The 15593-nt window shown below is 66.7% G+C and carries 20 protein-coding genes and 1 riboswitch; of the genes, 6 read left to right on the top strand and 14 right to left on the bottom strand.

Features of this window, described 5'->3' with window-relative positions; translation table 11 throughout:
- Positions 1–167: 167 nt before the first annotated feature.
- The 13 genes from GJV37_RS13820 to nrdR form a co-directional block, all read right to left on the bottom strand.
- The gene (locus GJV37_RS13820) at positions 168–974 is read right to left on the bottom strand and encodes a cobalamin-binding protein (protein WP_084358006.1); all 807 of its coding nucleotides are present in this window, start codon (positions 972–974) and stop codon (positions 168–170) included.
- Entirely contained in the window at positions 974–1390 is a 417-nt protein-coding gene (locus tag GJV37_RS13815; protein WP_065084347.1) for an MFS transporter, read from the bottom strand. The genes GJV37_RS13820 and GJV37_RS13815 overlap by 1 nt, the downstream gene beginning before the upstream one ends.
- On the bottom strand, positions 1387–2016 hold the full coding sequence (ribA, locus tag GJV37_RS13810) for a GTP cyclohydrolase II (RefSeq protein ID WP_037013104.1): 630 nt from the start codon (positions 2014–2016) through the stop codon (positions 1387–1389). The genes GJV37_RS13815 and ribA overlap by 4 nt, the downstream gene beginning before the upstream one ends.
- Before the next feature lie 121 nt (positions 2017–2137).
- Positions 2138–2782 (bottom strand): retropepsin-like aspartic protease family protein, encoded by a 645-nt coding sequence (locus GJV37_RS13805; RefSeq protein ID WP_170859990.1) that lies wholly within the window; start codon positions 2780–2782, stop codon positions 2138–2140.
- Positions 2783–2786: 4 nt separating this feature from the next.
- Positions 2787–3584, bottom strand: a complete 798-nt coding sequence (locus tag GJV37_RS13800; protein WP_024764006.1) for a substrate-binding periplasmic protein — start codon at positions 3582–3584, stop codon at positions 2787–2789.
- Positions 3585–3593: 9 nt separating this feature from the next.
- Complete coding sequence (locus tag GJV37_RS13795) at positions 3594–4109, bottom strand: phosphatidylglycerophosphatase A family protein (protein ID WP_024764007.1); 516 nt, start codon at positions 4107–4109, stop codon at positions 3594–3596.
- A 2-nt stretch (positions 4110–4111) separates the two neighbouring features.
- Positions 4112–5071, bottom strand: a complete 960-nt coding sequence (thiL, locus tag GJV37_RS13790; protein ID WP_193452646.1) for a thiamine-phosphate kinase — start codon at positions 5069–5071, stop codon at positions 4112–4114.
- A 147-nt stretch (positions 5072–5218) separates the two neighbouring features.
- Entirely contained in the window at positions 5219–5698 is a 480-nt protein-coding gene (gene nusB / locus GJV37_RS13785) for a transcription antitermination factor NusB (protein ID WP_024764009.1), read from the bottom strand.
- Positions 5695–6171 carry a 6,7-dimethyl-8-ribityllumazine synthase gene (gene ribH / locus GJV37_RS13780; RefSeq protein ID WP_170859987.1) on the bottom strand — a complete coding sequence of 159 codons (477 nt, stop codon included), beginning with the start codon at positions 6169–6171 and terminating at the stop codon, positions 5695–5697. Before ribH ends, nusB begins: the two co-directional genes overlap by 4 nt.
- 230 nt (positions 6172–6401) lie before the next feature.
- The gene (gene ribBA, locus GJV37_RS13775) at positions 6402–7508 is read right to left on the bottom strand and encodes a bifunctional 3,4-dihydroxy-2-butanone-4-phosphate synthase/GTP cyclohydrolase II (protein WP_170859986.1); all 1107 of its coding nucleotides are present in this window, start codon (positions 7506–7508) and stop codon (positions 6402–6404) included.
- 16 nt (positions 7509–7524) lie between these two features.
- Positions 7525–8193: a riboflavin synthase gene (locus GJV37_RS13770; protein WP_024764011.1), complete on the bottom strand. Its 669-nt coding sequence runs from the start codon at positions 8191–8193 to the stop codon at positions 7525–7527.
- A 155-nt stretch (positions 8194–8348) separates the two neighbouring features.
- Positions 8349–8511, bottom strand: a riboswitch (FMN riboswitch).
- A 122-nt stretch (positions 8512–8633) separates the two neighbouring features.
- A complete protein-coding gene (ribD, locus tag GJV37_RS13765) occupies positions 8634–9752 on the bottom strand; it encodes a bifunctional diaminohydroxyphosphoribosylaminopyrimidine deaminase/5-amino-6-(5-phosphoribosylamino)uracil reductase RibD (protein ID WP_152619059.1) in 1119 nt (372 codons plus the stop codon).
- The gene (gene nrdR / locus GJV37_RS13760; protein WP_024764012.1) at positions 9749–10213 is read right to left on the bottom strand and encodes a transcriptional regulator NrdR; all 465 of its coding nucleotides are present in this window, start codon (positions 10211–10213) and stop codon (positions 9749–9751) included. The genes ribD and nrdR overlap by 4 nt, the downstream gene beginning before the upstream one ends.
- Before the next feature lie 136 nt (positions 10214–10349).
- Here nrdR and GJV37_RS13755 point away from each other — a divergent pair, with 136 nt between their 5' ends.
- The 3 genes from GJV37_RS13755 (at position 10350) to trxA (ending at position 12494) form a co-directional block, all read left to right on the top strand.
- Positions 10350–10817: a YbaY family lipoprotein gene (locus GJV37_RS13755; protein WP_024764013.1), complete on the top strand. Its 468-nt coding sequence runs from the start codon at positions 10350–10352 to the stop codon at positions 10815–10817.
- Positions 10814–11470 carry a class I SAM-dependent methyltransferase gene (locus GJV37_RS13750; RefSeq protein ID WP_024764014.1) on the top strand — a complete coding sequence of 219 codons (657 nt, stop codon included), beginning with the start codon at positions 10814–10816 and terminating at the stop codon, positions 11468–11470. Before GJV37_RS13755 ends, GJV37_RS13750 begins: the two co-directional genes overlap by 4 nt.
- 154 nt (positions 11471–11624) lie before the next feature.
- Positions 11625–12494: a thioredoxin gene (gene trxA / locus GJV37_RS13745; RefSeq protein ID WP_024764015.1), complete on the top strand. Its 870-nt coding sequence runs from the start codon at positions 11625–11627 to the stop codon at positions 12492–12494.
- Positions 12495–12539: 45 nt separating this feature from the next.
- Here the strand turns inward: trxA and GJV37_RS13740 are convergent, their stop codons facing one another.
- Entirely contained in the window at positions 12540–12893 is a 354-nt protein-coding gene (locus GJV37_RS13740) for a hypothetical protein (protein ID WP_024764016.1), read from the bottom strand.
- Positions 12894–13022: 129 nt separating this feature from the next.
- Between GJV37_RS13740 and GJV37_RS13735 the strand changes: the two genes are divergently transcribed.
- From GJV37_RS13735 to GJV37_RS13725, 3 genes are read left to right on the top strand one after another with little or no spacing between them, the layout of a single operon-like run.
- Entirely contained in the window at positions 13023–13592 is a 570-nt protein-coding gene (locus GJV37_RS13735; RefSeq protein WP_193452645.1) for a DUF2796 domain-containing protein, read from the top strand.
- Positions 13593–13607: 15 nt separating this feature from the next.
- Entirely contained in the window at positions 13608–14315 is a 708-nt protein-coding gene (locus GJV37_RS13730; RefSeq protein ID WP_024764018.1) for an ABC transporter ATP-binding protein, read from the top strand.
- A 2-nt stretch (positions 14316–14317) separates the two neighbouring features.
- Entirely contained in the window at positions 14318–15583 is a 1266-nt protein-coding gene (locus tag GJV37_RS13725; protein WP_024764019.1) for an ABC transporter permease, read from the top strand.
- Positions 15584–15593: the final 10 nt, after the last annotated feature.

Genomic DNA, 15593 nt, shown 5'->3' with positions numbered 1-15593 from the left:
ACGCAGGGCGGATAACCCGTTCAGGGTTTTCCGCCCTGCGGTCTGCTCCTTGTCGCCGGATACGGAGGTTCGCGAGCAAGAACTAGGCGTCCCCCTCGATCCTACAAAGAGCGCACTGGTGCTTCCGGTTACCTATAGGAGCGAGCTTGCTCGCGAACCCGGCCGACTCAGTCGTCGGCCTTGGCACCCGCGAGCAACCGGCAAAGCTTCCCGGTGGCATCGAGCATCGCGAAGCTCGGCTTCTCCAGGTTGCGATCCGGCACTACCCAGAGCTGCTTGAGCCGCGTAGCGCTGAGTTGCCGCATGCCGGTCCAACTGCTCAGTTGCTCGTCGCTGGCCGCCAGGATCACTTGCGGATCACGAGCCAGTACGGCCTCCTGCCCCACCTGTGGCGCCGGCAGGTCGAGATCGGCGAACAGGTTGCGGCCACCGCAGACTTCCAGCGCCTCGCTGATGATCTGTCGACCGCCGACGGTGTAGAGCGGGCGGTCCCACACCTGGTAGAACACCCTCAGTGGCTGCTCGCGCCGGTATTGCGCACGCAACTGCGCCATTTGCACATCGAAGGCTTGCGCCAACGCGCGCCCCTTCTCCGCTTGCCCCAGGCGCTCGCCCAATTCGCGGAATTGCCGGGAGATATCGTCCAGACGGTGCGGATCGGCCACGTAGAGCGGAATACCCACGGCCTTCAGGCGCCGCAACTGCGCATCAGGCACCGCGCCAGGCCAGACCAGCAACAGGTCGGGATGCAAGGCGAGAATCTGTTCGAGATTGACCTGACCGTAACGTCCGACGGACGGCAGGCCTTTCAGGGGCTCGGGACGTGGCCCGCCGTCGAGCAGGCCGGCCAGCCGGTCGGCGGCGCCCAGTTCGAGGACCATGTCGGTGAGCGAGGGCGCCAGGCTGATCACCCGCTCTGCCGCCGCCACCGGCAAACCGGCGATCAGCAGGAGCAGGCACAGGAAGCGGCGCATCAGGCCAGTTGGCGCGGCAGGCGATACAGCCAGAGGATGACCAGGCTGGCGAAGCCCAGCAGCAGGACCGGCACACCATGCAGGTCGACCAGCACCGCCAGGGCGCCGATCCAGGCCGGGATACTGCCCACCAGCGCACCACGGCGCTGCGCGGCACCCAGTGCCTGCCAGGCCGCAGGCTCGTCCGCGCCATCGCGAGCCTTACCGGTAGCGATCAGTGCGTGCTTGTAGCGACGGAACAACGGCAGGGTGAGGAACATCGACACCAGGCCGACGACGAACACCGGCGTGGCCAGCGTGTCCGAGAACGGCGCATCGCCCACCAGCGCCAGCATCAGGTGCTGCGGTGCCAGTGCGAGCGCCAGCAGCAGCCACCAGATCAGATTCAGCCGGCGCCGGGCAGCGGCGCGATTCACGACGCGGAGACCTCGGCCTCGGCTTCGCCCTGATGCATATTGCCCAGCATATGGCCCAGCTTGCCTGCCTTGGTCTGCAGGTAGCGCTTGTTGTGCGGGTTCAGGCCCTTGTGCAGCGGCACCCGCTCGGCGACGGTCAGGCCATAGCCTTCCAGCGCCTTGACCTTGCGCGGATTGTTGGTCATCAGCTTCAGCGAGCAGACGCCCAGGTGCTGCAGCATCGGCAGGCACATGGCGTAGTCGCGCTGGTCGGCGCCGAAGCCCAGGGCCAGGTTGGCCTCCACGGTATCGGCGCCCTCATCCTGCAGAGCATAAGCGCGGATCTTGTTGATCAGGCCGATGCCACGGCCTTCCTGACGCAGGTACAGCAGCACGCCGCGGCCTTCCTTGGCGATGGCCGACAGTGCACCCTCGAGCTGGAAACCGCAGTCGCAGCGCAGGCTGAACAGCGCATCGCCGGTGAGGCATTCGGAATGCAGACGCCCCAGCACCGGCTGGCCGTCATCGAGCTTGCCCATGGTCAGGGCGACGTGTTCCTTGCCGGTTTCCTCGTCGAGGAAGCCATGCATGGTGAATTCGCCGAAGGGGGTGGGCAGCTTGGAGGCGGCGACGAAAACGACAGACACCGGAAACTCCTGAAAGATTTATCTAAGGAAGGAGGACCGGCATTGTAGCAGCAGCGCCAGCCGCACCGTCATTGCGAATTCTGCAAGATAAGCATCGATGCGGTTGATAGAAGCCCTGCCGTCAGTGCTTGGCCTGGATGTACATCATGCCCTGTTCCTCCCGCCAGCCGACGCGGTTGAGGAAGCTCATGCCCAGGAGAATCTCGGTGGGGTAATCGCCTTCGACCACCGCCGCCTCGACGCCCAGCAACTCGATACCGCCCAGCTTCACGCTGTTGAGCATCACCCGCCAGCTCCTGACGGTACCGCTGGCCGTGGAGACCATCATCGGCGTACCGCTGGCGCGGTAATCGATCCCCAGGCGCCGGGCCTCGCCTTCGTTCATGGCGATAGAGGTGGCGCCGGTATCCACCAGGAACTGCGCGTTCTGGTTGTTGATGGTGCCCGCCACCCAATAGTGGCCGCCGGTGCCGCGGGCGATACTCATCTCGGTGCGGGCGGAGGGCGCGGCATAGCCGCCGCTGTTGTACTCGCGGCTCAGCTCATAGGTCTGCTCGACCCCGCCGATACGCAGTACCGCCTTGTGGCTGTCGGCGCTGACCACCTGTACGCCTTCCGGGCCGCTCTGGCCGACTTTCACCAGCTTGCGCTGGCCGTCGATATTGAGCACCGCAGCACCGGGGAACAGACCGACCACCTGCACTTGCGGGGCTGCCACGGCAGCGATGGAACTCAGGGACAGGCAGATCAGGGCGGACAGGCGCATTCGATCACTCCTTGGGCGGCAGCAGTGGTTTCAGCGGGGCGTAGGGCCAGTGCCAGCGAGCAAAGATGCGCTCCAGCTCGCCGCTGCGGTAAAGCGCCTGCATGCGCGAATCGTAGAGCTTCGCCAGCGCCCGCCCGCGGTCGTTGTTGGCGAAGCCAAGATACAGCGGAATCGAGCCGACATCGGTGATGTGGTAGACGCTGGCGTCGACACCCTTGGCCTCGATCATCTCTTCCAGCTCGGGGCGGGCATCGATGAAGTAGTCGATGCGGTGGCCATCGAGCATCGGCAGCGCCGAGCTGCGCCGCTGCAATTCATTGCGCTGCTTCAGGTGATCGAGATAGCGGTCGAAGGCGTAGCCGCGCATCCAGGCCAGGCGGTAGCGATCCAGCGTGGCGAGCGTCGGTTGGGGAGAAGTGTTCAGGCCCAGCGCACCGATGGGGTCGACGTCGTAAGGCCAGCGCGGATAGATGATGTTGTCGATTTCGTGGCGGTAGGAACCGACCCAGGCATCCGCCTCGGCGCGCTGCACCAGCCCGACCGAGCGGACGTAGGGCTCGCTGCGCAGTTTCAGGCGTACGCCTTCTGGCTCGTAGATGGCCCGCAACAGGTCCCAGGCCAGGCCACGACCGTCAGCCTGGGTGTAGTTGACCCAGACCTCGCTGACCACCTGGATTTCCCCGGGAACACCCGCAAGCGTCCGGGCGGGCTTGTCAGCAGCCGCGGCCGCGGGCACGGCCATCGACAGGAACGCCACCGGCAGCCAGCACAGGCACAGGAGCAGGCACAACAGTCGGCGCATCGAACGTCCTCAGATCAGCCAGTGGGCCCAACCCCATGTCAGGCCTTGCATCACCAGCCAGGCGAAAACGCCGGCCAGCACATCGTCCAGCATGATGCCGACGCCGCCATGGACGTTGCGGTCGATCCAGCTGATCGGCCAGGGCTTGGCGATGTCGATGATGCGGAACACCGCGAAGCCGACCAGCAGCCACCACCAGCCTTCCGGCACCAGCCAGAGGGTGATCCACATGCCGACCATCTCGTCCCAGACGATGCCTTCGTGATCGTGCACGCGCAGGTCGTCGGCGACCTTGCCGCACAGCCAGAAGCCGAACAGCATGGTGACGCCCAGCATCAGCCAGTAACCCCAGTCCGGCAGCATCTGCCAGAGTGGTATGAAGGGTAGCGCAACCAGCGAACCCCAGGTGCCCGGCGCCTTCGGCAGGGTGCCCGAGCCGAAGCCGAAGGCCAGGAAATGCCAGGGATTGCGCCATACCGAATGGGGCACGGGTTGGGCCGGGGCCTGGTTGGGGTGTTCTGTCACGGTCACTCCATGAAATGCAGGTAGCCGCCCTGACGCGGCGTGATATCGGCACCGTTGCCGTCGAGCACGCACACGCCCGAACCGGCTTCCACCCTACCGACCACGCACAGCAGCGGCCAGTTCGCCGAAAGCGCCGACAGGTGCTCAGGCGGCAGCGTGAAGGCCAGGACATAGTCGTCGCCAGCGCCCAGTTTGAGCTGCAATGCCCGCTCGGCGCCCAGCAGGGCTTCCAGCGCGGGGCTGGGCGGCAGCTTTTCAGCCTCGACGACCAGCGCTACGCCCGAAGCACGGGCGATATGCCCGCAGTCGGCCAGCAGCCCATCGGAAATATCCAGCGCCGCCGACGCCTTGCCACGCAACGCCTGGCCGAAGTCCAGCTGCGGTTGCGGCGACCAGTAGCGCGCCAGCAGCGGCTCGGCGACGGACGGCTCGGCGGTCATCTCGCCGAGCACCAGCGGCAATGCCCCGCCCGCCTCGCCCAGCGGGCCGCCGACACAGAGCAGGTCACCGGGACGCGCACCGGAGCGGGTCAGCGCCTGCCCGGCGGGCACGCCGCCGAACACGGTGACGGTCATCGCCAGCGGCCCGCGGGTGGTATCGCCGCCGATCAGTGCCAGCGAGCACTCCTGCGCCTTCTGGTTCAAACCACGGGCAAAGCCCTCCAGCCAGGCCGGATCGGCCTCGGGCAGGGTCAGGGCGAGGGTGAAGCCGATGGGCGAAGCGCCCATGGCCGCCAGGTCGCTGGCAGACACCGCCAGGGCACGCTGGCCGAGCAGGAAGGGATCGCAGACGGTGGGAAAATGCACACCGACCACGAGCGTGTCGGTGGAAATCGCCAGCTGTTCACCGGCCCGGGGCGCCAGGAGCGCGCAGTCGTCGCCGATCCCCAGAGCCACTGCCTCGCCGCCGGCCGCACAGGCGGCCGAGGCGAAGTAGCGACGGATCAGCTCGAACTCACCCATGCTCAGAACCTGTTCAGGATCTGTAGCGAGAGGCCGTCAGCGGAGCGAAGAGCAGCGCAGGAACCGGAGTTTATGAGCCATAGATGAGGCTTCCGAGCAGCGCATGAGCTCCGATCACGGTCTCGCAGTAGGATCATGGGCAGGCTCTCAGCGCTTGGCGCCCCGAAGTTCGGCGGCGCGCAGGCGCGGAGCGAGCTTGTCCAGCACGCCGTTGACGAACTTGTGTCCGTCCGTGGCGCCGAAGGTCTTGGCCAGCTCGATGCCTTCGTTGATGACGACCTTGTACGGCACGTCCAGGCGATTGCGCAGCTCGTAGGTGGCCAGGCGCAGGATGGCCAGTTCCACCGGGTCGATCTCTTCCAGCGCACGGTCCAGGCAGGGCGTGAATTCCTCGTCCAGATCGGTCTTCAGGCGCGGCACGCCGTGCAGGATCTCGTGGAAGTAGGCGCCGTCGACATCGCTGAAATCGTTGTCGGTACGGAAGGTCGCCTCGATCTCGTTGAGCGGCTGGCCTGCCATCTGCCAGGAATACAGGGCCTGCACCGCGAGGCTGCGGGCCTTGCGACGCATGGCGATCTTGTTCGGCTTGGCGGGCTTGGCCGGGGTGTTGCCGTCCTGGGTGCTCACTTGGCCTCCAGCTGCGACAGCAGGCTCACCATTTCCAAGGCGGACAGGGCTGCCTCGGCGCCTTTGTTGCCGGCCTTGGTGCCGGAGCGCTCGATGGCTTGTTCGATGGAGTCGACAGTCAGGACGCCGAAGGCGACCGGCACGCCGAACTGCAGGGAAACCTGCGCCAGGCCCTTGGTGCACTCACCGGCAACGTATTCAAAGTGCGGGGTACCGCCACGGATCACCGCACCGAGGGCGATGATGGCGTCGAACTCGCCGCGCTGGGCGACTTTCTGCGCCACCAGCGGGATTTCGAAGGCGCCCGGAGCACGGATCACGGTGATGTCGCTCTGGGCAACGCCGTGGCGCACCAGCGTGTCAATGGCGCCTTCCACCAGGCTTTCCACCACGAAGCTGTTGAAGCGGCCAACCACCAGGGCGAAGCGGCCTTTGGGGGCGATGAAGGTACCTTCGATGGTCTTCAGGGTCATGGACAAGTCTCACTGTTAAAGAGCCGGAGCGTCAGCGTGACGCTCCGCAAATAGGGTAGAAGAACGGCACCGCCGTGCCAGGGCACGGCGGCGAGGTTCATTCGGGTAGTCCTGAGCGCGTCGCGAGCGCAGGTCCGGCAAGGCGGAAGTCGCCGAAAAAGCGCAGTTTACTGAAGTAAATGAGCATTTTGAGGCGGCTTCCAACGCGGCCTGACCAAGCGCAGCAGCGATCAGGGCTGCCCGTCAGCGGGCAGATATTCTACTACTTCCAGGTCGAAGCCGGATATCGCATTGAAGCGCATCGGTGCCGACATCAGGCGCATCTTGCGCACGCCCAGGTCGCGCAGGATCTGCGAACCGGCACCCACGGTGCTGTAGGTGGTGGTCGGCTTCTGCGCGGGCGCCGGGGTATTGGTGATCTCGCGGACGTGCGCCAGCAGGTCATCGCCGCCAACCTGGTGGCCCAGCAGCAGGACCACGCCGGTGCCGGCCTCGGCCACCTTGGCCATGGCCGCACGCAGGCTCCAGCGGCCCGCCTGGTTGACCATCAGCAGGTCGCGCAGCGGATCGGGGTTATGCACGCGTACCAGGGTCGGCTCTTCCGGGCAGACCTTGCCCAGGGTCAGCGCCAGGTGCACGTCGCCTTCCACGGAGTCGCGGTAGGTGATCAGGTTGAACTGGCCCAGCTCGGTATCCAGCGGCTGCTCGGCGAGGCGCTCGACGGTGCGCTCGTGGATCAGGCGGTAGTGGATCAGGTCGGCGATGGTGCCGATCTTGATGCCGTGCTGCTGGGCGAACTCTTCCAGCTCCGGGCGACGGGACATGGTGCCGTCGTCGTTCATGATCTCGCAGATCACCCCGGACGGCTCGAAACCGGCCATGCGCGCGAGGTCGCAGGCCGCCTCGGTGTGGCCGGCGCGAGCCAGCACGCCGCCGGGCTGCGACATCAGCGGGAAGATGTGGCCGGGGCTGACGATATCGGCGGCGACGGCGTTCTTCGCGGCGGCGGCCTGCACGGTGCGGGCACGGTCGGCGGCGGAGATGCCGGTGGTGACGCCCTCGGCGGCCTCGATGGAGACGGTGAACTTGGTGCCGAAGCCGGAACCATTGCGCTGCACCATCAGCGGAATGCCGAGGCGCTCGCAGCGCTCACGGGTCATCGGCATGCAGATCAGGCCGCGGGCAAAGCGGGCCATGAAGTTGATGTCTTCGGTGCGGACACACTCGGAGGCGATGATCAGGTCGCCCTCGTTCTCGCGGTCCTCGTCATCCATGAGGATGACCATCTTGCCCTGACGCATGTCGTCGAGCAGTTCTTCAATGCTGTTGAGTGCCATACGGGGACGAGCCTTTTCAGTGTTTCAGGAAGCCGTTGTCGGCCAGGAATGCTTCGGTGATGCCGCCGGCGCCGGCGCTGGGTTCAGCCGCCTTGTCGCCGAGCAGCAGGCGCTCCAGGTAGCGCGCCAGCAGGTCCACTTCGAGGTTGACCAAGCGGCCACCGCGGTAGTCGGCCATGATCGTCTCCTGCACGGTGTGCGGGACGATGGTCAGCTCGAACTCGGCGCCGTTGACCGCGTTCACCGTCAGGCTGGTGCCGTCCACGGTGATCGAGCCCTTGAGCGCGATGTACTTGGCCAGCTCGCGCGGTGCGCGCACGGTGAACTGGATGGCGCGGGCGTTTTCCTCGCGCTTGACGATCTCGCCGACGCCGTCGACGTGGCCGCTGACCAGGTGGCCGCCCAGGCGGGTGGTCGGGGTCAGGGCCTTTTCCAGGTTCACCCGGCTGCCGATCTTGAGCTGCGCGAACGCGGTGCGCGCCAGGGTCTCGCGGCTGACGTCGGCCCAGAAGCCGTCGCCGGGCAGCTCGACCGCAGTCAGGCAGATGCCGTTGACGGCGATGCTGTCGCCCAGCTTGACGTCGCCGAGGTCGAGCTTGCCGGTCTTCACGTACAGGCGCACGTCACCGCCTTTCGGGGTGATGGATGCGATGGTTCCGATGGATTCGATTATGCCGGTGAACATGTTGCCTCCCACACGGAGAAGGCAGCCGGCCGACAGGCCCGCGAAGCCAACAGGGAAAGGTATTGCATGAGGCGAACTCCTGTTTTTCGTTAGAAAACAGGGCGTATCGGATCGAAGGGACTTCTCGGACGCGCGCAGGCACGCCCCGATGGCTATCCCGTTCTCTCTTCATCCGGACTATGACCGTCGGCCCCGGAATCACACCGGGTCTGCTGACCCTGGCCATCCGGCGAACCGGTCTGGACAGGCGCTCGCGGGCTAGACGCATTGTGCGTCATTACCGCCGGTGGGGACTTGCACCCCGCCCTGAGAACGTCAATCGCGGTCGTTACAGCGTCGACCGCGTGTGGCGTTTTACCACAGGCCGGCGCAAGTCGGAAGCTTCCTATTGATCACTGCGCGTCCGCCGACTGGCCGGCGAGGGCTACGCCGGCGCGCCATCACAGCGGTCTGGCGGTGACCAGCCAGTCGTCACCCACGGCGCGGATGTCGACGATCTTCAGCTCGCGGGATTCGCTCATGCGCTCCAGCGGCAACTCCAGCAGCGGCCGCGCGGAGGAGCCGAGCAGCTTGGGCGCCATGAAGATGTTGTACTCGTCCACCAACCCGAGGCGAGCGAAGGCGCCGGCCAGCCGTGGCCCGGCTTCCACCAGCACTTCGTTGACGCCACGGCGGCCGAGCTCGCTCAGCAGTGCCAGCAGGTCGACCTGGCCGTCGAGGCCGGCAAGGTTGAGCAGTTCGTGGCCGACCACCGCGTAGTTCGGGTCGTCCTGGGTGCTCACCACCAGCGCCGGACCGGCCTGGAAGAAAGTAGCGGTCAGCGGCACCCGCAGGCGCCCGTCGATCAGCACGCGCAGCGGCTGGCGCTGCGAGGCCAGCTCGGTCTGCTCGGCGTCCAGGCCCAACTCATCCGGGCGTACGGTCAGACGGGCGTCGTCGGTCAGCACGGTATCGGCGCCGGAGAGCACTACGCTGGCCTGCGCGCGTAGGCGCTGCACGGCGCGGCGCGCGGCCGGGCCGGTGATCCACTGGCTCTCGCCGCTGGCCATGGCGGTGCGGCCGTCCAGGCTCATCGCCAGCTTCACGCGGACGAAGGGCAGGCCGGTCTCCATGCGCTTGAGGAAGCCCTGGTTGAGGGCGCGGGCTTCGTTTTCCAGCACGCCGGAGCGCACCTCGATACCGGCTTCGGCAAGGCGCCGCATGCCGCTGCCCGCGACCTGCGGGTTCGGGTCCTGCATGGCCGCGACCACGCGGGCGAGGCCGGCGCCGATCAAGGCGTCGGCGCAGGGCGGCGTACGACCGAAGTGGCTGCAGGGTTCCAGGGTGACGTAGGCGGTGGCACCACGGGCCTTGTCGCCGGCCTGGCGCAGGGCGTGGACCTCGGCGTGGGGTTCGCCGGCGCGCACATGCCAGCCTTCGCCGACGACTTCGCCATCGCGGACGATGACGCAGCCGACGCGAGGGTTGGGATGGGTCGTGTACCAGCCCTTGCGGGCCAGCTCGATAGCGCGGGCCATCCAGGCTTCATCCGGGCAGTTCACGGAATCGACGCCGCTCATTCTTTCGCCGGCTCCCGGGCCAGGCGCTCGATTTCCTCGCGGAACTCATTGAGGTCCTGGAAGCGGCGGTAGACCGAGGCGAAGCGAATGTAGGCGACTTCATCGAGCTTCTGCAGCTCGGCCATCACCAGCTCGCCCAGCACCCGCGACTTGATCTCGCGCTCGCCGGTGGCGCGCAGCTTGTGCTTGATGTGCGCCAGCGCCTCTTCCAGCCGCTCGATGCTCACCGGGCGCTTCTCCAGCGCGCGCTGCATGCCGGCGCGCAGCTTGTCCTCGTCGAAAGGTTGGCGGCTGCCGTCCTGTTTGATCAGGCGCGGCATGACCAGCTCGGCGGTCTCGAAGGTGGTGAAACGCTCGCCGCAGGCCAGGCACTCGCGGCGCCGGCGGACCTGGTCGCCCTCGGCGACCAGGCGCGAATCGATGACTTTGGTGTCGTGGGCGCCGCAGAAAGGACAATGCATGGCGAGTCTTGGGCAGTCTTGTCGGAGGAAGAGGTAAGGGGCCATGGTAGCGCATCGCCTGGCCGAAGAAACCCTGCTCCCCGCAGACAAGCCGCAGGCATTACGCTATATAAGCGCCCGCCTGGAATCTGCCGCGATGGAGCCCGCCATGTACACCCGCCTGCTCTGCTTGTCCCTCACCGCCCTGCTGGCCGCCTGCGCCAGCGAAAAACCCGTGCCCGCCGCTGCGCCGGCGCCCGCACCGAAGAACTCGGCGCCCGCCGCACTGGAACCGGTGCCGGCGCACATGCGCGCCCTCTCCGGCCAGCTCAGCAGCTCCCAGGGCTACCTGCCGGCGGGTAGTGAAGTGGAAGTCGCGCTGCTGGTGATCGACGAGCGCGACCGTCCGCAACAACTGCTTTCCAGCGAGAAGCTCATCGCCAACGGCCAGGCGCTGCCCTTCCGGCTGATCTTCAATCCGCAGTCCTTCCCGGCCAATGCCCGCGTGGAACTGCATGGCCGCGTCTCGCAGTCCGGCCAACTGGCCTGGCGCCTGCCGCCGGTGCGCATCACCCAGCCGGAAACCCGCGCCCTGGGCGAGCTGCGCCTGGAGCGCGCACCGTGACGCCACCGCTTTCCCTGCAACAGGCCCTGGGCGAACTGCTCGGCGACGCACGCCTGTGCGCAGAACGCCTGCCGGGTACCGACATCGACCTGTGGCTGATCGATGCGAACAACATGGACCGCGAGTTCAGCCCCGACGAGACCCGGCGCATCCTCGAAGAGCCGCCCTACTGGTGCTTCTGCTGGGCCAGCGGCCTGGTGCTGGCGCACTGGTTGGCCGAGAAACCCGAATGGGTGCGTGGCAAGCGCGTGCTGGACTTCGGCGCGGGCTCGGGCATCGCCGCCATCGCCGCCGCCAAGGCCGGTGCCGCCGAGGTAGTGGCCTGCGACCTCGACCCGCTGGCGCTGGACGCCTGCCGCGCCAATGCCGAGCTCAATGGCGTGGAGCTGACCTACTCGGCGGATTTCTTCCAGGAAGAGGACCGCTTTGATCTGATCATCGTCGCCGACGTGCTCTACGACCGCGCCAACCTGCCGCTGCTGGACGAGTTCCTCAGCCGCGGCCGCGAAGCCCTGGTGGCGGATTCGCGGGTCCGCGACTTCAGCCATCCGCTGTACCAGCGCCTGGGCATACTCGACGGTTGCACCTGGCCGGACCTGGCCGAGCCGGCCGAATTCCGCCATGTAAGCCTGTATCACGCACGCCGCGGGTGACATCGGCACGCTGGGGCCTTCCCGGCCGTATCACCGTCCCATATTGCTCCTGAAGGGAATTACGCTGCCCGACCGGGCGGGTTGTTTCCGTCAGGCAGCGCCCCCACTTATAGTGGCAACCACCTTCATCGCCCCACTCGATTCGAGATTTCCCATGAGCGATACGCCCTACATCTTCGACGCCAGCATCGCCAACTTCGATCAGGTCGTCATCGAGAACTCCTTCCACAAGCCGGTGCTGGTCGACTTCTGGGCCGACTGGTGCGCCCCGTGCAAGGCGCTGATGCCGCTGCTGGCGCAGATCACCGAGTCGTACCAGGGCGAGCTGCTGCTGGCCAAGGTCAACTGCGACGTCGAGCAGGACATCGTGATGCGCTTCGGCATCCGCAGCCTGCCCACCGTGGTGCTGTTCAAGGACGGCCAGCCGGTGGACGGCTTCGCCGGTGCGCAGCCGGAATCGGCGATCCGCCAGATGCTGGAGCAGCACGTCCAGCCGCCCGCCCCGGCCGCCGGCAACCCGCTGGAGCTGGCGCAGGCAGCCTTCAACGAAGGCCGTTTCGCCGAGGCCGAAGCGCAGCTCAAAGTCCTGTTGGGCGAAGACAACAGCAACGCTGCGGCGCTGATCCTCTACGCCCGCTGCCTCGCCGAGCGCGGTGAGTTGGGTGAAGCCGAAACCGTGCTCGACGCGGTGAAGAGCGACGACCACAAGCAGGCACTGGCCGCCGCCAAGGCCCAGCTGACCTTTTTGCGCCAGGCTGCCGACCTGCCCGACGCCGCTACCCTGAAGACCCGCCTGGCCGCTGACGCCAACGACGACGAAGCCACCTACCAGCTGGCCGTGCAGCAACTGGCGCGCCAGCAGTACGAGGCGGCACTGGATGCCCTGCTCAAGCTCTTCGCGCGCAACCGCGGCTACGGCGAGGACCTGCCGCGCAAGACGCTGGTCCAGGTGTTCGACCTGCTGGGCAACGATCACCCGCTGGTGATCGCCTACCGCCGCAAGCTGGCGAATCTGCTGTATTGATGAAAAGGGCGCCGCGAGGCGCCTTTTCTTTCTGTAGTCTCCCGGCTACTCATCTGCCCAGGTGAAGACCTGCACGCCATCGCGCACCTCGATCTTCACCTGCGGGCTGTGCCGCAGGCGCACTAGCAATCCCTTCGCCGCTCCCGTGCTGCCCGCCAGCGCTTCCAGCTCATCCATCAACTCCGGCCCTTCCGTGCTGCCGCTGCGGCGCAACAGGTCCTGCGCGGCCAGCCATAGCTTGTCCGCCGGGCCAGCAGCCGCTGGCTGAGCGGTAACCGGCGCGGACGGCACAACGGCCGCCACCGGCAGGCTCTGCGCCAGCCGGGCCCAGTCGGCGTCATCCATCTCCACAGTCAGGTCCACCGGCCAGTCGCCGATGGTGCCCTTGATTCTCAGCATCGCCCTTCTCCTCACGCGGTTTCGCGCATGCTCCCACGGCATCGGCGCCACGCCAAACGCACGCTAAGCTGGCCTTAACTTTTCATCTGTTATAACGTAACAAAATCATTCATCAGACCGGAGTCTCCCATGCGCCCCCTGCTCCTCGCTGTCGCCCTGCTGCCCCTCGCGGCCCAAGCCCACGACGAACATGAACACGGCAGCCTCGGCAAGCACGAGCATGGCGTCGCCCAGCTCAACGTTGCCCTCGACGGCAAGACCCTGGAACTGCAGGTGGACAGCCCGGCGATGAACTTCGTCGGCTTCGAGCATGCCGCCACCAGCGACGCCGACAAGGCCACGGTCGCCACCGTGCAGGCCCAGCTCAAGCAACCGCTGCAACTGCTTGCCCTGCCCGCCTCGGCCAATTGCAGCGTGCAGTCGGTGGAGCTTTCCAGCCCGCTGTTCGGCGATGCGCCCAAGGCAGAAGAGCATGACCATGACGACGGCGACCATGACGAACACGAAGGTCACCACCACGCCGATATCGACGCCCACTACCAGCTGACCTGCGCCCAACCGCAGGACCTGGCCACTCTCGACTTCGCGCCGCTGTTCAAGCGCTTCCCGGCGACCCAGAAGATTCAGGTACAACTGATCGGCCCGAGCGGCCAGCAAGGTGCAGAATTGACCGCCGCCAACCCGACCCTGAACTTCTGATCACGACGCGCTGAAATGACCGCATTGCTCGCACTCGACAACCTCGGCTTCGCCTGGCCCGGCCAGGCGGAGCTGCTGGACATTCCCGCCTTCACCCTGGCCCGCGGCGAAACCCTGTTCCTCAAGGGCCCGTCCGGCAGCGGCAAGACCACCCTGCTCGGCCTGCTCGGCGGTGTGCAGCGCCCGCAGCGCGGCAGCGTGAAGCTGCTGGGCGAGGACATCGCGCAGATGAAGTCGGCGCGCCGCGATCATTTCCGCGTCGACCACACCGGCTACATCTTCCAGCAGTTCAACCTGCTGCCATTTCTCTCGGTCCGCGAGAACGTCGAACTGCCCTGTCATTTCTCCCACAGCCGCGCCGAACGGGCCACCTTGCGCCATGGCAGCGTGACCAAGGCTGCCGAGGCACTGCTCAAGCACCTGGGGCTGGGCGAGGCGACGCTGATCGAGCGCCGCGCCGACAGCCTGTCCATCGGCCAGCAGCAGCGCGTCGCCGCTGCCCGAGCGCTGATCGGCCAGCCGGAACTGGTGATCGCCGACGAGCCCACCTCGGCACTGGACGCCGACGCCCGCGAAGCCTTCCTCCAGTTGCTGTTCGCCGAATGCCGCGAGGCCGGCGCCAGCCTGCTGTTCGTCAGCCATGACCAGAGCCTGGCGCCGCTGTTCGACCGCAGCGTCTCGCTCGCCGACCTCAACCGCGCCGCCCGCGCTCCGGGAATCTGAGCATGTACCTGTTGCGCCTGGCGCTCGCCAGCCTCTCCAACCGTCGCTTCACCGCGCTGCTGACCATCTTCGCCATCGCCCTCTCCGCCTGCCTGCTGCTGGCGGTGGAGCGCGTACGCACCGAGGCCAAGGCCAGCTTCGCCAGCACCATCTCCGGCACCGACCTGATCGTCGGCGCCCGCTCCGGTTCGGTGAACCTGCTGCTCTACTCGGTGTTCCGCATCGGCAACGCCACCAACAACATCCGCTGGGAAAGCTACGAAACCGTCACCCACAGCCCCCTGGTGAAGTGGGCGATCCCGATTTCCCTGGGCGACTCGCACCGCGGCTACCGCGTCATGGGGACCGACACCGGCTATTTCGAGCACTACCGCTTCGGCCGCGGGCAGATGCTGGAACTGTCCGAAGGCCGGCCGTTCGGCCAGGACCTGTTCGACGTGGTGCTCGGTGCCGAAGTGGCCCAAGCGCTGCACTACAAGCTGGGTGACAAGATCGTCCTGGCCCACGGCGTCAGCACCATCAGCCTGGTGCAGCACGACGACAAGCCGTTCACCGTGGTCGGCATCCTCAAGCGCACCGGCACTCCGGTGGACCGCACCCTGCACATTTCCCTGCAGGGCATGGAAGCGTTGCACGTCGACTGGAAAAATGGCGTACCGGCCCGTGGCGCCGGGCGTATCAGCGAGGACCAGGCGCGGACGATGGACCTGCAGCCCAAGGCCATCACCGCCTTCCTGCTGGGCCTCAAGAGCAAGGTCGCCACCTTCACCCTGCAGCGGCAGATCAACGAATACGACGGCGAGCCGCTGATGGCGATCCTCCCCGGCGTGGCGTTGCAGGAACTCTGGGGGTTGATGGGCACGGCGGAGAAGGCACTGTTCGTGGTCTCGCTGTTCGTCGTACTGACAGGCCTGATCGGCATGCTCACGGCCATCCTCACCAGCCTCAACGAGCGCCGTCGGGAAATGGCCATCCTGCGCTCGGTGGGCGCACGCCCCTGGCACATCTTCAGCCTGCTGGTGGCCGAAGCCTTTGCCCTGGCGCTGGCCGGCGTGACGCTGGGCGTCGGGCTGCTGTATGCCGGCGTCGCCGGCAGCCAGGCCTACGTGCAGGCGAACTACGGCATCTTCCTGCCACTGGCGCTGCCCAGCGCCTATGAATGGTCGCTGCTGGGCGGCATACTTCTGGCCGCGCTGCTGATCGGCTGTGTGCCGGCGTGGCGTGCCTATCGGCAATCGCTGGCCGATGGCCTGTCGATCCGCCTCTGAACCAGCCCCT

It is taken from the genome of Pseudomonas nitroreducens, from assembly GCF_010994165.1.
In the GTDB taxonomy this organism is placed as follows: Bacteria; Pseudomonadota; Gammaproteobacteria; order Pseudomonadales; family Pseudomonadaceae; genus Pseudomonas; species Pseudomonas nitroreducens.
Note: the sequence above shows the minus strand (reverse complement) of the source record. Positions and strands in the feature narration are given on the sequence as shown.

Coding starts and splice junctions, on each gene's coding strand:
- nrdR (WP_024764012.1), bottom strand. CDS start 10,213: ATGCATTGTCCTTTCTGCGGCGCCCACGACACCAAAGTCATCGATTCG.
- GJV37_RS13725 (WP_024764019.1), top strand. CDS start 14,318: ATGTACCTGTTGCGCCTGGCGCTCGCCAGCCTCTCCAACCGTCGCTTC.
- ribD (WP_152619059.1), bottom strand. CDS start 9,752: ATGAGCGGCGTCGATTCCGTGAACTGCCCGGATGAAGCCTGGATGGCC.
- GJV37_RS13770 (WP_024764011.1), bottom strand. CDS start 8,193: ATGTTCACCGGCATAATCGAATCCATCGGAACCATCGCATCCATCACC.
- GJV37_RS13805 (WP_170859990.1), bottom strand. CDS start 2,782: ATGCGCCTGTCCGCCCTGATCTGCCTGTCCCTGAGTTCCATCGCTGCC.
- GJV37_RS13820 (WP_084358006.1), bottom strand. CDS start 974: ATGCGCCGCTTCCTGTGCCTGCTCCTGCTGATCGCCGGTTTGCCGGTG.
- GJV37_RS13800 (WP_024764006.1), bottom strand. CDS start 3,584: ATGCGCCGACTGTTGTGCCTGCTCCTGTGCCTGTGCTGGCTGCCGGTG.
- trxA (WP_024764015.1), top strand. CDS start 11,625: ATGAGCGATACGCCCTACATCTTCGACGCCAGCATCGCCAACTTCGAT.
- GJV37_RS13740 (WP_024764016.1), bottom strand. CDS start 12,893: ATGCTGAGAATCAAGGGCACCATCGGCGACTGGCCGGTGGACCTGACT.
- ribBA (WP_170859986.1), bottom strand. CDS start 7,508: ATGGCACTCAACAGCATTGAAGAACTGCTCGACGACATGCGTCAGGGC.
- ribH (WP_170859987.1), bottom strand. CDS start 6,171: ATGACCCTGAAGACCATCGAAGGTACCTTCATCGCCCCCAAAGGCCGC.
- GJV37_RS13730 (WP_024764018.1), top strand. CDS start 13,608: ATGACCGCATTGCTCGCACTCGACAACCTCGGCTTCGCCTGGCCCGGC.
- GJV37_RS13755 (WP_024764013.1), top strand. CDS start 10,350: ATGGAGCCCGCCATGTACACCCGCCTGCTCTGCTTGTCCCTCACCGCC.
- thiL (WP_193452646.1), bottom strand. CDS start 5,071: ATGGGTGAGTTCGAGCTGATCCGTCGCTACTTCGCCTCGGCCGCCTGT.
- GJV37_RS13735 (WP_193452645.1), top strand. CDS start 13,023: ATGCGCCCCCTGCTCCTCGCTGTCGCCCTGCTGCCCCTCGCGGCCCAA.